The following is a 15,236-nucleotide window of genomic DNA, read 5'->3' on the forward strand; positions in this document are numbered from 1 at the left end:
ACGCACGCCGCACACATGTGCCACCCTGTTGCGCGCAACAACACGCACAGGGAGGGGAGTACGGGTGGCCGCGCCACTGCAGCTGACAAGAATGCACCGGGTTCTCATCGGCGTGGTCGTCGCCGGTGCGGTCGTCATCGCCGGGATCGGCTTCGCGGGATCGTACGCAGCCGTCCGTGAGCTGGCGATCAAGAAGGGCTTCGGGAACTTCAGTTACGTCTTCCCGATCGGCATCGACGCGGGCATCTGCGTCCTGCTCGCCCTGGACCTTCTCCTCACCTGGATCAGGATCCCGTTCCCGCTGCTGCGCCAGACGGCGTGGCTGCTGACGATGGCGACGATCGCCTTCAACGGCGCGGCGGCCTGGCCGGACCCGCTGGGCGTGGGCATGCACGCCGTCATCCCGGTGCTGTTCGTGGTGGCGGTGGAGGCCGCCCGGCACGCCATCGGCCGGATGGCGGACATCACCGCCGACAAGCACATGGAAGGCGTCCGCCTCACCCGCTGGCTCCTCTCCCCCCTGCCGACGTTCCTTCTCTGGCGCCGGATGAAGCTGTGGGAACTGCGCTCCTACGACCAGGTCATCAAGCTGGAGCAGGAACGTCTCGTCTACCAGGCCCGCCTGCACGCCCGCTTCGGCCGGGCCTGGCGACGCAAGGCCCCGGTGGAGTCCCTGATGCCACTGCGCCTCGCCCGTTACGGCGTCCCGCTCGCGGAGACGGCGCCCTCGGGCCTGGCGGCGGCGGGCATCGAGCCCGCGCTGCTGCCACCGGCTCCGCAGCCCGCCCTGGAGCCGGCCGACGCGAGTGCGAGCGCTAGCGGTCGCACCCCGGAGGCGGCGCCCGCCATGCTGGACAAGGCCACGCTGGCCAAGGGAGCCCCTGCCGCCCAGGGGCAGCCCTCCGCTCCCGAGGGCACGCAGGGCGCACAGGGCGCATCCGCCGGGCCCGGGCAGCCCGCCTCCTCCGAGCCCCAGAACCCGTGGCTGCAGGCACGGGACCCTCGGGCCATCGCGTACCAGGGCGGCTACGACCCGACGTTCAACCCGGACACCGCGGACGCCCAGTGGTACGAGGAGCAGCAGCGGGCCGAGCAGTACGAGCAGTACGAGGCCCAGCAGCAGTACGAGGCTCAGCAGCAGTTCGAAGCCCAGCGGCAGTTCGAGGAGCAGCAGCGCTTCGACGAGCAGCGGTTCGAGCAGCGGATGTTCCGGCAGCGGTTCGAGGAGACGGCGGCGCCCGCTCCCGAACCCGCCCCGGAGGCCTTGCCGGAGCCCTCGCCGGAGGACACCGGTACGTTCCCCATCCCGGCCGGCCCGGGCCGCACCCGTGAGATGGGGGCGGGCGGCGGCACGGAGCCGACCGAGGAGGACTACTACCTGGTCTTCAAGAAGTCGATAGACGGCGGCTACCCCAGCGCGGGCCAGTTCAGGGGCGACGCGGAGGCCACGTACGGCACCAATATCCCGCAGCGCGAGGCCGAGCGCATGGTCAACCGTTTCACCAACCGCCACACGGCGGAGCTGCAGGAAGACCACATCGCGTAGGAGGCCCGGGCAGGAGCCCGGGCCTCGGCAACGGCTTACCTGCGGATCGCAGCGAGCGCCGCGGTCAGCGCGCCGAGTTCAGTGGCATGACCTTGCGGTACGTCATCACGAGGATCACTGCGACCACGGCGTGCATCAGGAGCAGAGCCGCCACACCCGTCGCCCCGCCTTCGCCGTACAGGAGGAAATCGGGGACGAAGGAGACCACGACGACGGCCGGGGCGAGCCATCGGACCAGTCGTTCGGGGTTCCTGGCGCTCTTGCGGACGATCCCCCACCCGAGGGCTCCCAGCACCGCCCCGAGCGCCGTGAGAAAGACGTACGAGGACGGCATCAACGGCGCGAAGTCATCGGGCGCGCCGATCTCGTGCGCCAGGACACTGATGACCGTGTTCGCCAAGGAGGACACCACTATGGCGGCGAGCACACCTCCCGCCACGACAAGCGGACCACGGCGGACCGACAACGTCTCGGAGACAACGGACATGGCAACTCCAGATTGGTCAAAGGGATGTTCTCGGCGGAGCACGGGGCATGCCCGCCTCGGCCCCGGGACGGAGACAGGTGCGTCGAGCCGGGCCGGCGAGGGCTCGTTCACAGACCGATCGTCTCTCCGCGCGTCGGGCCCACACATCGACCACGTGCTGCCTCTCCCGCCAACCGTCCGGTGGATGCCGACCGCACCGATCGGTTGATCCGCTCACGCGGAACGGCGCCTACGCTGGCGGCATGGCACAGCTGCGGGAGTGGGACCGGTGGACGGCCCTGGGGCGGCACGCGTTCTTCCTCGGCGTGCTCGTCCTGTTCGTGATGGGTGCCCTGGTCGGGACGGACACGCCCCCTGCCGGGGTCGTGCTGCGCATCGCCCCGGCGGCGGCGCTCGCTGCCTGGTACGGGTACTGGGTGGTGCTGCGCGGCGGTACCGGCCACCCGCCGCTGCCCTACCTGGTCGGAGCGGCCGTGGGTTGGGCGGTGATGGTCGCGGTGGATCCGGCGCTGTTGCCGGCGGGCCTGGCCGTACTGGTCCCGTACTGCGTGTGGCGGGCCAGATGGTCGGCCGCCGGAGTGCTGGCAATGGGCGCGGCCTGGTTGTGGCAGCGCTTCACCAGGGAAGGGTCCGTGGGCATGCCGGAGTTCGTGGGCTGCTCGCTCGGCATGGTCGTGGCGGTCACCGTGGTCGGCTTCATAGCCACCGTCGACCACGAGAGCCACAAGCGCCAACGCCTGCTGGACGAGCTGACCGCCACACAGGCCGAGCGAGCCGCGGCGGAGCGCCAGGCCGGCATCCTGGCCGAACGTCAGCGCCTGGCCCGCGAGGTCCACGACACCCTGACCCAGGGCTTCACCTCCATCGCCATGCTGCTGGACTCCGTACGGGACGACCTTCCGCCCGGCACGCCCGCCGCACGCCGTGTCGAACAGGCCATGCGGACGGCCCGGGACAACCTCGCCGAAAGCCGCCGTCTCGTGTACGCCCTGCACCCGGTACCGCTGGACGGCATGCACCTGAGGGACGCGGTCCGTGAACTGACCGCCCGGCTGGCCGAGGAGACCGGCATCGACGCGTACACGACGGTGACCGGCCGTCCGGCCGCCCTCTCGCCGGGAATGGAGGGCGAGTTGCTGCGTGTGGTGCAGGAAGCGCTGAACAACGCTCGGCGTCACGCGCACGCGGCGAGCGTGTCCGTCACGCTCTCCTATCTCGACGATGTGCTGGCCGTCGACATCCAGGACGACGGCAACGGCTTCACGCCCACCGCCCGCCACTACGCCGGTGTCGGGCTGATCTCCATGCGCGAGCGCGTCGCCACCCTGAGCGGCACGTTCACGGTGGAGAGCGCGCCCGGCGAGGGCACCACCATCGCGGTCACGGCGCCGCTCGCAGCACCCGAGCCCGCTGTCGCACCCTCACCCGCCACCCCCGGCTCCGGCTCCGGCTCCGGCTCCGGCTCCGAGACCAACACCGACACCAACCGGATGGTCCAGGCACGGTGACTCCCGCTCCCACTCCCTCGATCCGGGTCCTGGTCGTCGACGACCACCCGGTGGTCCGCGACGGACTCACCGCCCTGCTCGCCACCCAGCCCGACTTCCTGGTGGTGGGCGAAGCCGCCACTGGTCCCGAGGCACTGCGCCGGACCGCCGAGCTGGTTCCGGACATCGTCCTGATGGACCTGCAGCTGCCCGGCATGGACGGCGCGGCCGCGACCGCCGCCATCCGCGCCGCTCACCCCGACGTAGCGGTGCTGGTGTTGACCACCTACGACACGGACGCCGACATCACCTCCGCCATCGACGCCGGCGCGGCCGGCTACCTGCTCAAGGACACCGGGCGGGAGGAGTTGTGCGCGGGCATCCGCTCAGCTGCCAGGGGCGGTGCGGCGCTGTCTCCCACGGTGGCCGCCAAGGTGCTGGCCCATATGCGCGGTGACCGGGGCGCAGGCCTCTCCGGCCGGGAGCTGGAGGTTCTGTCCGCCGTCGCCCGCGGGCAGAGCAACAAGCAGATCGCCCGGACCCTGCGCCTGTCCGAGGCCACGGTCAAGACCCACCTGCTGCACATCTACGCCAAACTCGACGTCACCGACCGCACCAGCGCCGTCACCGCGGCCCTGGGACGGGGAGTCATCCGTATCGACTGAGCCCGCTGACGGCCGGGAGACTTCGTCGTTGCTGAGGACGCGCCAGTTCCTGATGTGGGCGAAGTCGTACTAGACGGGCCCCCGGACGGCTGCGAATCCCGTGCTGGACCCAGATACGGGGCGCCCGGAGTTCACCGGGCGCCCCGTCCTCGTGTTGCCGTTACTCCCCTTCCCGCTACTCCCCGAGCAGGGCCCGCACCCGCTCCTGCCCCACCGCGAGCAGCAGCGTGGGCAGGCGCGGCCCGGTGTCCCGCCCGACGAGCAGGTGGTAGAGCAGGGCGAAGAACGTCCGCTGGGCCGTCTTGATCTCGGCGGGCAGTTCCTTCGGCCCGGCGTCCGCCGAGAAGCCGGCCTGGACCTTGGGCACGCCGTAGACGAGATGGCTGAGGCCGTCCAGGGACCAGTTGTCGGCGAGGCCGTCGACGAGGAGCCGCAGCGACTGCCGCCCCTGCTCGTCGAGGGACTTGATCAGCTCGGTGTCGGGTTCGTCCCGCACGACGGTCCGCTGGTCGGCCGGTACCTGCGTGTTGATCCAGGCCTCGGCCTTGTCGAGCCGGGGCCGCACCTCGTCGAGGGAGACCAGCGGGTCGGCCGGGTCCAGCTCACCCAGGATCCGCAGCGTCTGGTCCTCGGCACCGGCGGTGATGTCGGCGACGGAGGCCAGCGTCCGGTACGGCAACGCCCTTGCCGTACGCGGCAGTTCGCCCCCTGCGGTACGTACGGCACGGGAGTGCGCGGCGGCGTCGGCGGGGAGGGCGGAGCCGTCGGCGACCTTGGCGTCGAGCTTGTCCCACTCGTCGTAGAGCCGCTGGATCTCCTGGTCGAAGGCGATCTTGAAGGACTGGTTGGGCCGGCGCCGGGCGTACAGCCAGCGCAGGATCTGCGGCTCCATGATCTTCAGCGCGTCGCCGGGCGTAGGGACGCCGCCCTTGCTGCTGGACATCTTGGCCATGCCGCTGATGCCGACGAAGGCGTACATGGGCCCGATGGGCTGCTTGCCGCCGAAGATGCTGCCGACGATCTGCCCGCCGACCTGGAACGAGGACCCGGGAGAGGAGTGGTCGACCCCGCTCGGCTCGAACACGACCCCCTCGTAGGCCCAACGCATCGGCCAGTCGACCTTCCAGACCAGCTTGCCGCGGTTGAACTCGCTCAGCAGCACGGTCTCGGAGAACCCACAGGCGGTGCAGGTGTACGTCAGCTCGGTGGTGTCGTCGTCGTAGGCGGTGACGGTGGTGAGGTCCTTGCCGCAGCCACCGCAGAAGGGCTTGTACGGGTAGTAGCCGGCGGCCCCGGAACTCCCGTCGTCCTCAGCGGCGGCCCCGGACCCCTCGGCGGCCTCGACCTCGGCGGCATCGACAGGCTTCTGAGACTGCTGAGGCTTCTGGGGGGCCTTCTTGGTCCGGTACTGATCGAGGATGGCGTCGATGTCGCCCCGGTGCTTCATGGCGTGCAGGATCTGCTCGCGATAGACACCCGAGGTGTACTGCGCGGTCTGGCTGATCCCGTCGAACTCGACACCGAGCTCGGCGAGCGCGTCGACCATCGCGGCCTTGAAGTGCTCGGCCCAGGAGGCGTGCGCGGACCCCTTGGGCGCCGGTACGGCGGTCAGCGGCCGCCCGATGTGCTCGGCCCAGGAGGAGTCCACGCCGTCGACCCCGTTGGGGACCTTGCGGTACCGGTCGTAGTCGTCCCAGGAGATCAGATGCCGGACCTGGTACCCCCGGCGCCGGATCTCGTCGGCGACGAGATGCGGGGTCATGACCTCGCGCAGGTTCCCCAGGTGGATGGGACCGGAGGGAGACAGCCCGGACGCGACGACAACGGGTTTGCCCGGGGCTCGGCGCTCCGACTCCTCGATGACCTCATCCGCGAAACGGGAGACCCAGTCGGTGGTCTCGGTGCTCTGAGCCACGATCGGCACGTCCTCTTTTTCTGAGAGTTCCTCAAGGCCGGCCGGTACGTCGGACGGCTGACCTGTCCATTCTCCCAGGCGGGCCCAGAACCACGAAAACGGCTTTTCAGCGCGCCGCTACCGAGCGAAGCTGACGGGGATGTACTGGTCGTAGGACCGGTCGGCGGTGGCCGTGAAGTCGGCACGGGTGACGATGGCGCACTTGACGTCGACGTCGCACACGACGCCGTCCTTGATCTCGGGCCGCAGGTTGAGAGTGGTGAGGAAGGACCCCCCGGCCTGGTACGGCAAGGTGATCCCCGGAGTCCCGGTGCCGCTGTCGGTGATACGACGCGAGGACCCGTCCTGCTCCTCCCGCCCGGGCAGACAGGGCGTGGGGAGCGATGTGTAGGTGGAGGGATCCCCGACCTTGACGCCGTCGGGAATCACACAGAAGGCGAGAAAGATCCCCTGCCCCCGGTTGTACCCGGTCCCGGCGACGTCGACGGTGCCGCCGGCGGCGGGAAGAACGGTGGGAGTGGCGGCCAACTTGAGCCGAAAGACCTGCCCGTCGGAGCCGACGACAGCACGGTGCGCGAACCCGAAGGAAGTCCCTCCGGGAGCAGCCCCGGCAGCACCGGCAAACCCGAGAACAAGCCCGGCGGCGACGGCGAGGACGGCGAAAGCTTTGGTGGGGGGTGTCATGATCCAAGACCTAAAACATGACCGACCAGTAGGCAACACAGCCCAAGATACTTTACATCTCAAGCACAATACCCGCACTTCCCCGCACCCCCGACCGGCACCCTCCATCCCCGGCCGGCACCCTCCAACCCCGACCGGCACCCTCCAGCCCGTCCGGCGTTTGAGGACAAGGCCCCTTCAGGGCCGATGGGGGGTCTGGGGGCACAGCCCCCAGGAACAGGATGGGACGGGTAGGGGCGGCGGGGGCGAGAAAACCCACCCGCACCCACCTCTCGCACCCAGAAAAACCCCTTTACCCCCCATGGGATACTGACCCCATCCACACGTACCCACCAGGAGAACGGCACCCACTCCTATGGCCCCGGTCAAGTCCCTCACCGCCACCGTCAACCAGCGCCTCGCGGACGCCCTCTCGGCCACCCTGCCGGAGGCACCCCCCGCGGACCCGCTGCTGCGACGCAGCGACCGTGCGGACTACCAGGCGAACGGCATCCTCGCCCTCGCCAAGAAGGCCAAGGCCAACCCCCGCGACCTGGCGACCCAGGTCGTCACGAACGTGGTGTCCGGCGACCTGATCAAGGACATCGAGGTCTCCGGCCCCGGCTTCCTGAACATCACGCTCACCGACAACGCGATCATCGAGAACCTCGCGGCCAGGTCCGCCGACCCGGACGCCCGTCTCGGCGTACCGCTGGCCACCAACCCCGGCACGACGGTCATCGACTACGCCCAGCCGAACGTGGCGAAGGAGATGCACGTAGGCCACCTCCGCTCCGCGGTGATCGGCGACGCGGTGGTCCAACTCCTGGAGTTCACCGGCGAGAACGTGGTCCGCAGGCACCACATCGGCGACTGGGGCACCCAGTTCGGCATGCTCATCCAGTACCTGGACGAGCACCCGCACGAGCTGGACCACAAGGCGGCCGACGCGGACCCGGAGGCCAGCGGCCAGGAGGCGATGTCGAACCTGGACCGCCTCTACAAGACGGCGCGCAAACTCTTCGACTCCGACGAGGAGTTCAAGACGAGGGCGCGGCTGCGCGTCGTGGACCTCCAGGCCGGCGACCCGGCCACCCTCGCCAGCTGGCAGCGGTTCGTGGACGAGTCGAAGATCTACTTCTTCTCGGTCTTCGAGAAGCTGGACATGGAGATCCGGGACGCGGACATCGTCGGCGAGTCGGGCTACAACGACATGCTGGACGAGACGTGCCGCCTCCTGGAGGAGTCGGGCGTCGCGGTCCGTTCGGAGGGCGCCCTGTGCGTCTTCTTCGACGACATCAAGGGTCCGGAGGGCAACCCGGTCCCGCTGATCGTCCGTAAGTCCGACGGGGGTTACGGCTACGCGGCTACGGACCTCTCGGCGATCAGGGACCGCGTCTTCAACCTGAAGGCGAACAACCTGATCTACGTGGTCGACGCCCGGCAGTCCCTGCACTTCAAGATGGTCTTCGAGACGGCGCGCAGGGCGGGCTGGCTCAACGACGAGGACGTCAAGGCGTACCAGCTGGCCTTCGGCACGGTCCTCGGCAAGGACGGCAAGCCGTTCAAGACGCGTGAGGGCGAGACCGTACGCCTGGTGGACCTGCTGGACGAGGCGGTCGAGCGCGCGACGGCGGTCGTACGGGAGAAGGACACCCTGGGGCAGCTGTCGGACGCCGAGGTGGCCGAGCGGGGCACCCAGGTGGGCATCGGCGCCGTGAAGTACGCGGACCTGTCGACGTCGGCGAACCGGGACTACAAGTTCGACCTGGACCAGATGGTGTCGCTGAACGGCGACACGAGCGTGTACCTCCAGTACGCGTACGCCCGTATCCAGTCGATCCTGCGCAAGGCCGGCGAGGTACGCCCGCAGCCGCACCCGGAACTCGAACTGGCCGACGCGGAGCGGGCGTTGGCCCTCCACATCGACGCGTTCGCGGAGACGGTGGCGGACTCGGCGACGGAGTACGCCCCGCACAAGATGGCGGCGTACCTGTACCAACTGGCGTCGCTGTACACGACGTTCTACGACAAGTGCCCGGTCCTGAAGGCGGAGTCAGCACAGCAGGTGGAGAACCGCCTGTTCCTGTGCGACGTGACGGCGAAGACCCTGCACCAGGGCATGGCCCTCCTGGGCATCAGGACCCCCGAACGCCTCTGACACACCACCGCACCACGGCACCACGGCACCGGAAGCCGGCCACTCCCCTTCGTCTCGGGGTGGCCGGCTTCCGTCGTTCCCCCGGACTCGCGTGGAACCCCCGAGGCGGTTCCACGCGTCCTGAGTACCGTAGGAACCAAACAGACCTTTCGGCACAAAAGTTCCACGGGGGAACAAATGAAGCTGATCAGCAACCGCAACCGCCACAGCAACAGCGGCCGTCGCACCACGACCGCGGCCCTGGCTCTCCTGACGGTGACCGCCCTCGGGACGGCCGGCGCCACGGCCTCCGACGCCGCCACCAAGCCCGCCGCACCGCAGACGAAGCAGATCGCCTCGTCCGTCCTCGGAAGCGACTACAAGATCACGCTGACCGCCCTGCGGTCACCGGAGGACCAGTACGCCGCCTCCGTGCGACTGCAGGTCTACACGCAGACCGGCGGCGCCTGGAAGGAGTCCGACCGGGTCACCGTGGGTCACGTCGACGGATGGTTCTGGTTCCCGCTCACGGGCAAGGGTGCCGTCTGCGAGTTCTCGACGGCGAGTACGGAGCCCGCGCCGCTGGCCGTGAGCCTGCTGATCACGCCGTCCATCGGCTGCTCCGAGGCGACGCACTACGTGGTGAAGGAGGGCAGGGTGTTCGCCGGCTGACCCGCGGAACCAGCGGACAGCACGAAGGCCGCCCGGAAGAATCCGGGCGGCCGAAGCGTGGGGCACGGGGACGATGCCCACGGTGCGTACCTCAGACGTGCGCGGGGCCGAACTTCGGGCTGGAGCCGTAGTTGTTCTCGCCCTGGTCGCCGTCGAGGCAGTAGAAGACCAGCAGCGTGATCCCGCCGACGAGCGGGACAAGCCCGAAGAAGAACCACCAGCCCGAGCGGTTGGTGTCGTGCAGGCGACGGACGGACACACCCAGGGCGGGCAGCAGAAGCGCCGCGTAGAAGACGAAAGCGATCCACACCATGTCGATGGCATAGCCGATGCCGAGCAGCGCGAGGTAGCCGATGACAGCGAACAGGATGAACATCCAGTATTCCTTGCGGCGCGCACGCCCGCTGAACACCGCGTACTTCTTGAGCGCTTCGATGAAGTAGTTCATGAGATCCCCCCAGGGAACGATGTGAGCCCGCCGAGCGGATCAGGCCAGGGCGAGAAGTTACGGAAACTGGCGGGAACTCGTCAATAGGGTTTGACGTTGCAGGTCAGGGGCATCAATTTGCCTGGTACACGGGATATTGGACGCCCCCAGGGCATCGATTTCCGGACAGATCCACGCAAGATCGTCGGGAACCGTGCTCCGGACACCGGGAGTTCACGGCGCCGAGACCATCCGGCTGCCCAACCATGGCCGTTCCATTGCCAGTTCTACGCCAGTCCGACGCAAGTTCGAGGCCGCGCCGACACCGGACCGATCTCGAACCGTTGCCCGCTCCGGCTCCCCCGCGGGCTCCCTGGGCCGGTTGTCAGTGGCAGGCCCTAAGGTCACCGGCATGGCGACACTTCCCAACCCGCTGCCCCACCTCGCGACCGACCCGACCGGCAGCGCACTCGGCCTCGCTCTCCCCGCCGGGAGGCTGATCGACGCGACGGACGACGGCGCGTGGCACGAGCCGCTCCTCTGGCACGCCGACGCGCCCTCCGCCCCCGGCGACTGGACCGCGCTCCACGACGCATGCCGGCCCGCCGGGCTCGTCCCGGTGGTCATAGAGGTGGGCGACGGTCAAGGCGGGCCGGAGAACTGGGAGTTGATGCCCGCCGACACCTCGTACCCCGGGGACCACAACGCCGAAGAGGTCCTCACCGGGTTCTGGGAGGAGTACGCGGCCCAGGGCGAGGCCTGGCCCGGCCTCGCGCCCGCCACCCCCGCCGTCACCCCCGCCGCCCATCAGGCCGCCGCCGACGCGCTGGCCGCCCGGCTGGCCGACTCACTCCTCGCCCCCGGCTCCTCCCTGAAGGACCCACGCCTCGCCCTGGTCCCCGCCCGCCGCTCCGCCGACATCCCGGCCGCCATCGGCTGGTCGGGCTCCGCGAACTACGAGAGCGACACCGCCCGCCTCTGCGCGGTGCTCCGCTCCTGGGAGGACCGCTTCGGCATACGGGTCCTGTCGCTCACCTTCAACCAGTTGGTGCTGTCCGTGGCCGCCCCGCCGACCACCCTCGCCGAGGCCGAGGCGACAGCCGCCGAGCACTTCGCGTTCTGCCCGGACAACATCACGCAGGGAACCCACACCACCCTGCGCGCGTACGCCGAACACGAACTGCTGGCCAAGCAGACCTGGTCCTTCTGGTGGGACTGACCACCAGTCGGCGGGCTGATCCACCTGAGGTTCGGACCGACTACCGGAGCCCCGCCCCCAACCGCCGCAGCCCCTCCCCGATCTCGTCCGGAGCCTGGGTGACGAAGCACAACCGCATGGTCGCCCTACCCGCCCGGTCCGCCTTACCCACGTAGAAGGACGCCCCCGGTACATAGGCGACCCCACGCTCCACCACACCCCGGAGCAAGGCGGTGGTGTCGTACGACTCCGGAAGCCGGGCCCAGAGGAACATCCCGCCTTCGGGACGGTTCCAGGCCGAGCCCTCCGGGAGCGCGTCCCCGATGCCGTCGAGCATGGCGTCGCGCCGCTCCCCGTAAACGCGGGCCACGCGCAGCACATGGGCGTCGAGATCACGGTCGGCCAGATAGCGGGCTGCGGCGAGCTGGTTGACGGTCGGGGTGTGCAGGTCGGCGGCCTGCTTGGCGACGGTGCACGCGCGCAGCAGCGCCGCCGGCGCCCGCAGCCAGCCCAGCCGCAGCCCCGGCGCCATGACCTTGGAGAAGGAGCCGAGCAGAACCGTGCGATCCTCCGCCCCCGGGAAGGAGGCGATCCACGGCACGCGCTCGCCCTCGAAGCGCAGCTCGCCGTACGGATCGTCCTCGACTATCCACAGCCCGAGCCGCGCGGCCACTTCCGCCACGGCGGCCCGGCGTTCGCCCGGCATGGTCTGCCCGGTCGGGTTCCGGAAGTTGGGCACGGTGTAGAGCAGCTTGGGCCGGTGACGGACGACGAGTTCCGCCAGCGCCTCCGGAGCGATCCCGTCCTCGTCCCCGGGGACGGCGACCACCCGCGCGCCCGCCAGCCCGAACACCTGAAGCGCCGCGAGATAGCAGGGCGTTTCGACGAGAACGACGTCCCCGGGGTCGATCAGCGCGGTGGTGAGCAGCGACAGCGCCTGCTGGGAACCGGTGGTGACGAGGAGGTCGTCGGCCTCGGTGGGCAGCCCGCGTCGGGTGTGCCGTAGGGCGAGCGCCTCGCGGAGTACCGGCTCGCCCTCGGTCGTGGCGTACTGCAGTGCCCGCGCGGGTGTGTCCGCGAACACGTCCCGGAACGCGGCGGCCATGCCCTCCGCGTCGAACAGCTCGGGTGCGGGCAGCCCGCCCGCGAAGTTGATCACATCGGGCCGCGCGATGACGGCCAGGATGTCCCGTACGGCCGACCCGCCAACCGCCCGTGCCCGCGCGGAAAGCGCGGGCACGGAAGCGGAGGCGGCTCTCACTGGGGCGGTCATGTGCGGCTCCTTCAGGCGGGCGGACGACACGTCTCCTGCCCACACCCTAGGGAAACACGTGCTGCCTACAACCGCTTTTCACGATCCGGACGCCCTCACCGGCCCCAGCCCTCGCAACCTCGGCCGCCTCACCCCTTGCGGCCACTCGCCCCGTACACGTTGATGTCGGCGTCCGTGACGTCGTTGATGTCGCGGTAGCGGACCTTCTCGATGTCGTCGAGCGAGTCGAGATACGCGGCCTCGACCTGCTCCGGCAGCGGGGCTCCGCCGTCGGGACGCCAGTGGTGGGCGGGCACGACGCCCGGCTCGTCGAGGGTGAGCCCGTTCTCCTCGAAGAAGCGCGCCACCTCGGCCCTGGAGCGGAGCACGAAGGTGAACCCGCGCTCGGTGTACGTCCGTTGGACCGCGCGGATGTTCTCGGGGTTCAGATCCTCGGTGAGGTGACTGAGGACGAGCCGGCTGCCGGACGGCAGCGCGTCGACCAGCTCACGCACGATGTCGTACGCCTCCGGCTCCGCCACGAAGTGCAGGACCGCCGCGAGGACGAGCGCGATGGGCCGGTCGAAGTCGAGGGTCTTGCGGGCGTGGTCGAGGATCTGGGCCGGGTCGGCGAGGTCCGCGTCGACGTAGTCGGTACGGCCCTCGGGCCCGCTGGTGAGCAGGGCGCGCGCATGGGCGAGAACGATCGGGTCGTTGTCGACGTACACGACCCGGGTGTCCGGGGCGATGCGCTGGGCGATCTGGTGGACGTTGTCCTGCGTGGGCAGTCCGGTGCCGATGTCCAGGAACTGCCGGATGCCCTCGTCGGCCGCCATCGTCGTGACCGCGCGGCGCATGAAGTCGCGGTTGTGCCGGACGTCCAGGTACCCGCGCGGGTTGGCGGCGAGCGCCGCGGCCGCCGCGTTGCGGTCGGCCGGGTAGTTGTCCTTGCCGCCGAGGAAGACGTCGTAGACCCGGGCCGGGTGGGCCTTGGTGCTGTCGATCCTCCTGCGCAGCTCGGCGGGGTCCTGACTGAGAGCATCGCCGCTCATGTGGCCTCTCCCTGGGGAGCCTGGGGTCCAAACCTCTTCAACGGACAACAACCTAGCCGCCGACCGCAGTTGACGTTCGAAAATCGAAAATCGACCGTCGGAGAGTCCCGGACCCCGCTCCCGGCCGTCCCGGAAGGAGCTCCCACCGTCCCGGACCATCCCCGAACCGGACGGCATCCCAGCAGGTCAGAGCGCCGATGGACCGACCGGCGTCCCGGATTCGCCGGAAAACATGGCGTTGGGACGGCTCACGGCCCAAGCTGTAGCCGGTCGAACGGCACGGCCTCCCGCCGCTCCCCGTTCCCTTCCCTCCCCTCGCACCGGAAAGGGCACCCCCATGTCCGTACGCAGGTCCCGTACGCGTCTGTTCGCCGCCACGGCGGTCGCGCTCGTCGCCCTCACCACCCTCACGGCATGCGAGGACGGAGAGGGCGTACGCGACGAGGGCCCGTCAACGACGTCCGGCCGACCGGCACAGTCGGCACCCGAACCCGGACACACACCCGCGCTCGGGCAGGCTCACAGCATGCGGGCGGCCTCGGTGGCCCAGTAGGTGAGGATGTTCTGCGCGCCGGCCCGCTTGATCCCGGTCAGGGTCTCCAGGATGGCCCGCTCCCGGTCGACCCAGCCCTTCTCCGCCGCGGCCTCGACCATCGAGTACTCGCCGGAGATCTGATAGGCGGCGACAGGCACGTCCACGGCGTCGGCGACCCGGGCGAGGATGTCGAGGTAGGGCCCGGCCGGCTTCACCATCACCATGTCGGCGCCCTCCTCCAGGTCGAGCGCGAGCTCCCTCAGCGACTCCCTGACATTGGCGGGGTCCTGCTGATACGTCTTGCGGTCCCCCTTCAGCGAGGAACCGACGGCTTCCCGGAAGGGCCCGTAGAAGGCGGACGAGTACTTGGCGGTGTAGGCGAGGATGGCGACGTCTTCACGCCCGATCTGGTCGAGGGCATCCCGTACGACCCCGATCTGCCCGTCCATCATCCCGCTGGGCCCCACCACATGGGCCCCCGCGTCGGCCTGCACCTGGGCCATCTCGGCGTACCGCTCCAGGGTGGCGTCGTTGTCGACGCGCCCTTCCGCGTCCAGTACCCCGCAGTGCCCGTGGTCGGTGGTCTCGTCGAGACAGAGATCGGACATGACGAGCAGCTCGTCCCCCACCTCGGCCCGCACATCCCGGATGGCGACCTGGAGGATCCCGTCCGGATCGGTGCCAGGAGTCCCGAGGGCGTCCTTCTTGCCCTCCTCCGGCACCCCGAACAGCATGATCCCGGAGACCCCGGCGGCGACGGCGTCCAGAGCGGCCTTCTTCAGACTGTCCCGCGTGTGCTGCACAACCCCCGGCATGGCGGAGATCGGCACGGGCTCACTCACCCCTTCCCGCACGAAGGCGGGCAGGATGAAGTCGGCCGGGTGCAGTCGGGTCTCGGCGACCATGCGCCGCATGACGGGCGAGGTACGCAGCCGCCGAGGACGCGTACCGGGAAAGGATCCGTACTTCGACATACCCACACGCTACGCCCGCCCCACACCCCCCTTTACCGACGCGACGTCGGGGGCCCCTACGGGCTCCCTCGAGCCCCGGCCGACACCCTCAGCACCGGCCCGCACCCCCAGCCCGTCCGGCGCTTGAGGACAAGGCCCCTTCAGGGCCGACAGGGGGGTCTGGGGGCGCAGCCCCCAGGAACGGGATGGGACGGGTAGGGGCGGCGGGGGCGAAAAACCCCAC

Annotated in this window: 14 protein-coding genes; 7 read left to right on the forward strand and 7 right to left on the reverse strand. The window is 69.9% G+C overall.

The features are described 5' to 3' along the window. The first annotated feature begins 91 nt into the window (after window positions 1-91). Window positions 92-1,546 carry a DUF2637 domain-containing protein gene (locus tag OG241_RS23890; protein WP_405826404.1) on the forward strand — a complete coding sequence of 485 codons (1,455 nt, stop codon included), beginning with the start codon at window positions 92-94 and terminating at the stop codon, window positions 1,544-1,546. Window positions 1,547-1,610: 64 nt separating this feature from the next. Here the strand turns inward: OG241_RS23890 and OG241_RS23895 are convergent, their stop codons facing one another. Beyond that, window positions 1,611-2,033 (reverse strand): DUF6069 family protein, encoded by a 423-nt coding sequence (locus OG241_RS23895; RefSeq protein ID WP_405817706.1) that lies wholly within the window; start codon window positions 2,031-2,033, stop codon window positions 1,611-1,613. A 242-nt stretch (window positions 2,034-2,275) separates the two neighbouring features. Between OG241_RS23895 and OG241_RS23900 the strand changes: the two genes are divergently transcribed. Together OG241_RS23900 and OG241_RS23905 are read left to right on the forward strand one after the other, a co-directional pair. After that, complete coding sequence (locus OG241_RS23900) at window positions 2,276-3,541, forward strand: sensor histidine kinase (protein ID WP_405817708.1); 1,266 nt, start codon at window positions 2,276-2,278, stop codon at window positions 3,539-3,541. Further along, complete coding sequence (locus tag OG241_RS23905; RefSeq protein WP_405817710.1) at window positions 3,538-4,185, forward strand: response regulator; 648 nt, start codon at window positions 3,538-3,540, stop codon at window positions 4,183-4,185. Before OG241_RS23900 ends, OG241_RS23905 begins: the two co-directional genes overlap by 4 nt. Before the next feature lie 175 nt (window positions 4,186-4,360). Here OG241_RS23905 and lysS read toward each other — a convergent pair whose 3' ends face one another. Both lysS and OG241_RS23915 read right to left on the reverse strand, forming a co-directional pair. Further along, window positions 4,361-6,109 carry a lysine--tRNA ligase gene (lysS, locus tag OG241_RS23910; protein ID WP_405817712.1) on the reverse strand — a complete coding sequence of 583 codons (1,749 nt, stop codon included), beginning with the start codon at window positions 6,107-6,109 and terminating at the stop codon, window positions 4,361-4,363. Window positions 6,110-6,217: 108 nt separating this feature from the next. Next, the gene (locus OG241_RS23915; protein ID WP_405817714.1) at window positions 6,218-6,784 is read right to left on the reverse strand and encodes a hypothetical protein; all 567 of its coding nucleotides are present in this window, start codon (window positions 6,782-6,784) and stop codon (window positions 6,218-6,220) included. Between the two features lie 355 nt (window positions 6,785-7,139). On the opposite strand from OG241_RS23915, the gene argS reads away from it, so the two are divergent. Together argS and OG241_RS23925 are read left to right on the forward strand one after the other, a co-directional pair. Further along, window positions 7,140-8,924 carry an arginine--tRNA ligase gene (gene argS / locus OG241_RS23920; protein WP_405817716.1) on the forward strand — a complete coding sequence of 595 codons (1,785 nt, stop codon included), beginning with the start codon at window positions 7,140-7,142 and terminating at the stop codon, window positions 8,922-8,924. A gap of 177 nt (window positions 8,925-9,101) precedes the next feature. Next, window positions 9,102-9,575: a hypothetical protein gene (locus OG241_RS23925; protein ID WP_405817718.1), complete on the forward strand. Its 474-nt coding sequence runs from the start codon at window positions 9,102-9,104 to the stop codon at window positions 9,573-9,575. 91 nt (window positions 9,576-9,666) lie between these two features. On the opposite strand, the gene OG241_RS23930 is transcribed toward OG241_RS23925, so the two are convergent. Then, window positions 9,667-10,023, reverse strand: a complete 357-nt coding sequence (locus OG241_RS23930; protein WP_405817720.1) for a DUF805 domain-containing protein — start codon at window positions 10,021-10,023, stop codon at window positions 9,667-9,669. 391 nt (window positions 10,024-10,414) lie between these two features. Here OG241_RS23930 and OG241_RS23935 point away from each other — a divergent pair, with 391 nt between their 5' ends. Continuing rightward, window positions 10,415-11,221: a DUF4253 domain-containing protein gene (locus tag OG241_RS23935; RefSeq protein WP_405817722.1), complete on the forward strand. Its 807-nt coding sequence runs from the start codon at window positions 10,415-10,417 to the stop codon at window positions 11,219-11,221. A 40-nt stretch (window positions 11,222-11,261) separates the two neighbouring features. Here OG241_RS23935 and OG241_RS23940 read toward each other — a convergent pair whose 3' ends face one another. Both OG241_RS23940 and OG241_RS23945 read right to left on the reverse strand, forming a co-directional pair. Next, window positions 11,262-12,473, reverse strand: a complete 1,212-nt coding sequence (locus tag OG241_RS23940; RefSeq protein ID WP_405817723.1) for a PLP-dependent aminotransferase family protein — start codon at window positions 12,471-12,473, stop codon at window positions 11,262-11,264. 128 nt (window positions 12,474-12,601) lie between these two features. After that, complete coding sequence (locus tag OG241_RS23945; protein WP_405817725.1) at window positions 12,602-13,504, reverse strand: SAM-dependent methyltransferase; 903 nt, start codon at window positions 13,502-13,504, stop codon at window positions 12,602-12,604. Between the two features lie 337 nt (window positions 13,505-13,841). On the opposite strand from OG241_RS23945, the gene OG241_RS23950 reads away from it, so the two are divergent. Next, complete coding sequence (locus OG241_RS23950; RefSeq protein WP_405817727.1) at window positions 13,842-14,057, forward strand: hypothetical protein; 216 nt, start codon at window positions 13,842-13,844, stop codon at window positions 14,055-14,057. Here the strand turns inward: OG241_RS23950 and hemB are convergent. Beyond that, complete coding sequence (gene hemB, locus OG241_RS23955) at window positions 14,024-15,013, reverse strand: porphobilinogen synthase (RefSeq protein WP_405817729.1); 990 nt, start codon at window positions 15,011-15,013, stop codon at window positions 14,024-14,026. The genes OG241_RS23950 and hemB overlap by 34 nt on opposite strands. Window positions 15,014-15,236: the final 223 nt, after the last annotated feature.

Source organism: Streptomyces sp. NBC_01390, assembly GCF_045040105.1.
GTDB lineage: Bacteria > Actinomycetota > Actinomycetes > Streptomycetales > Streptomycetaceae > Streptomyces.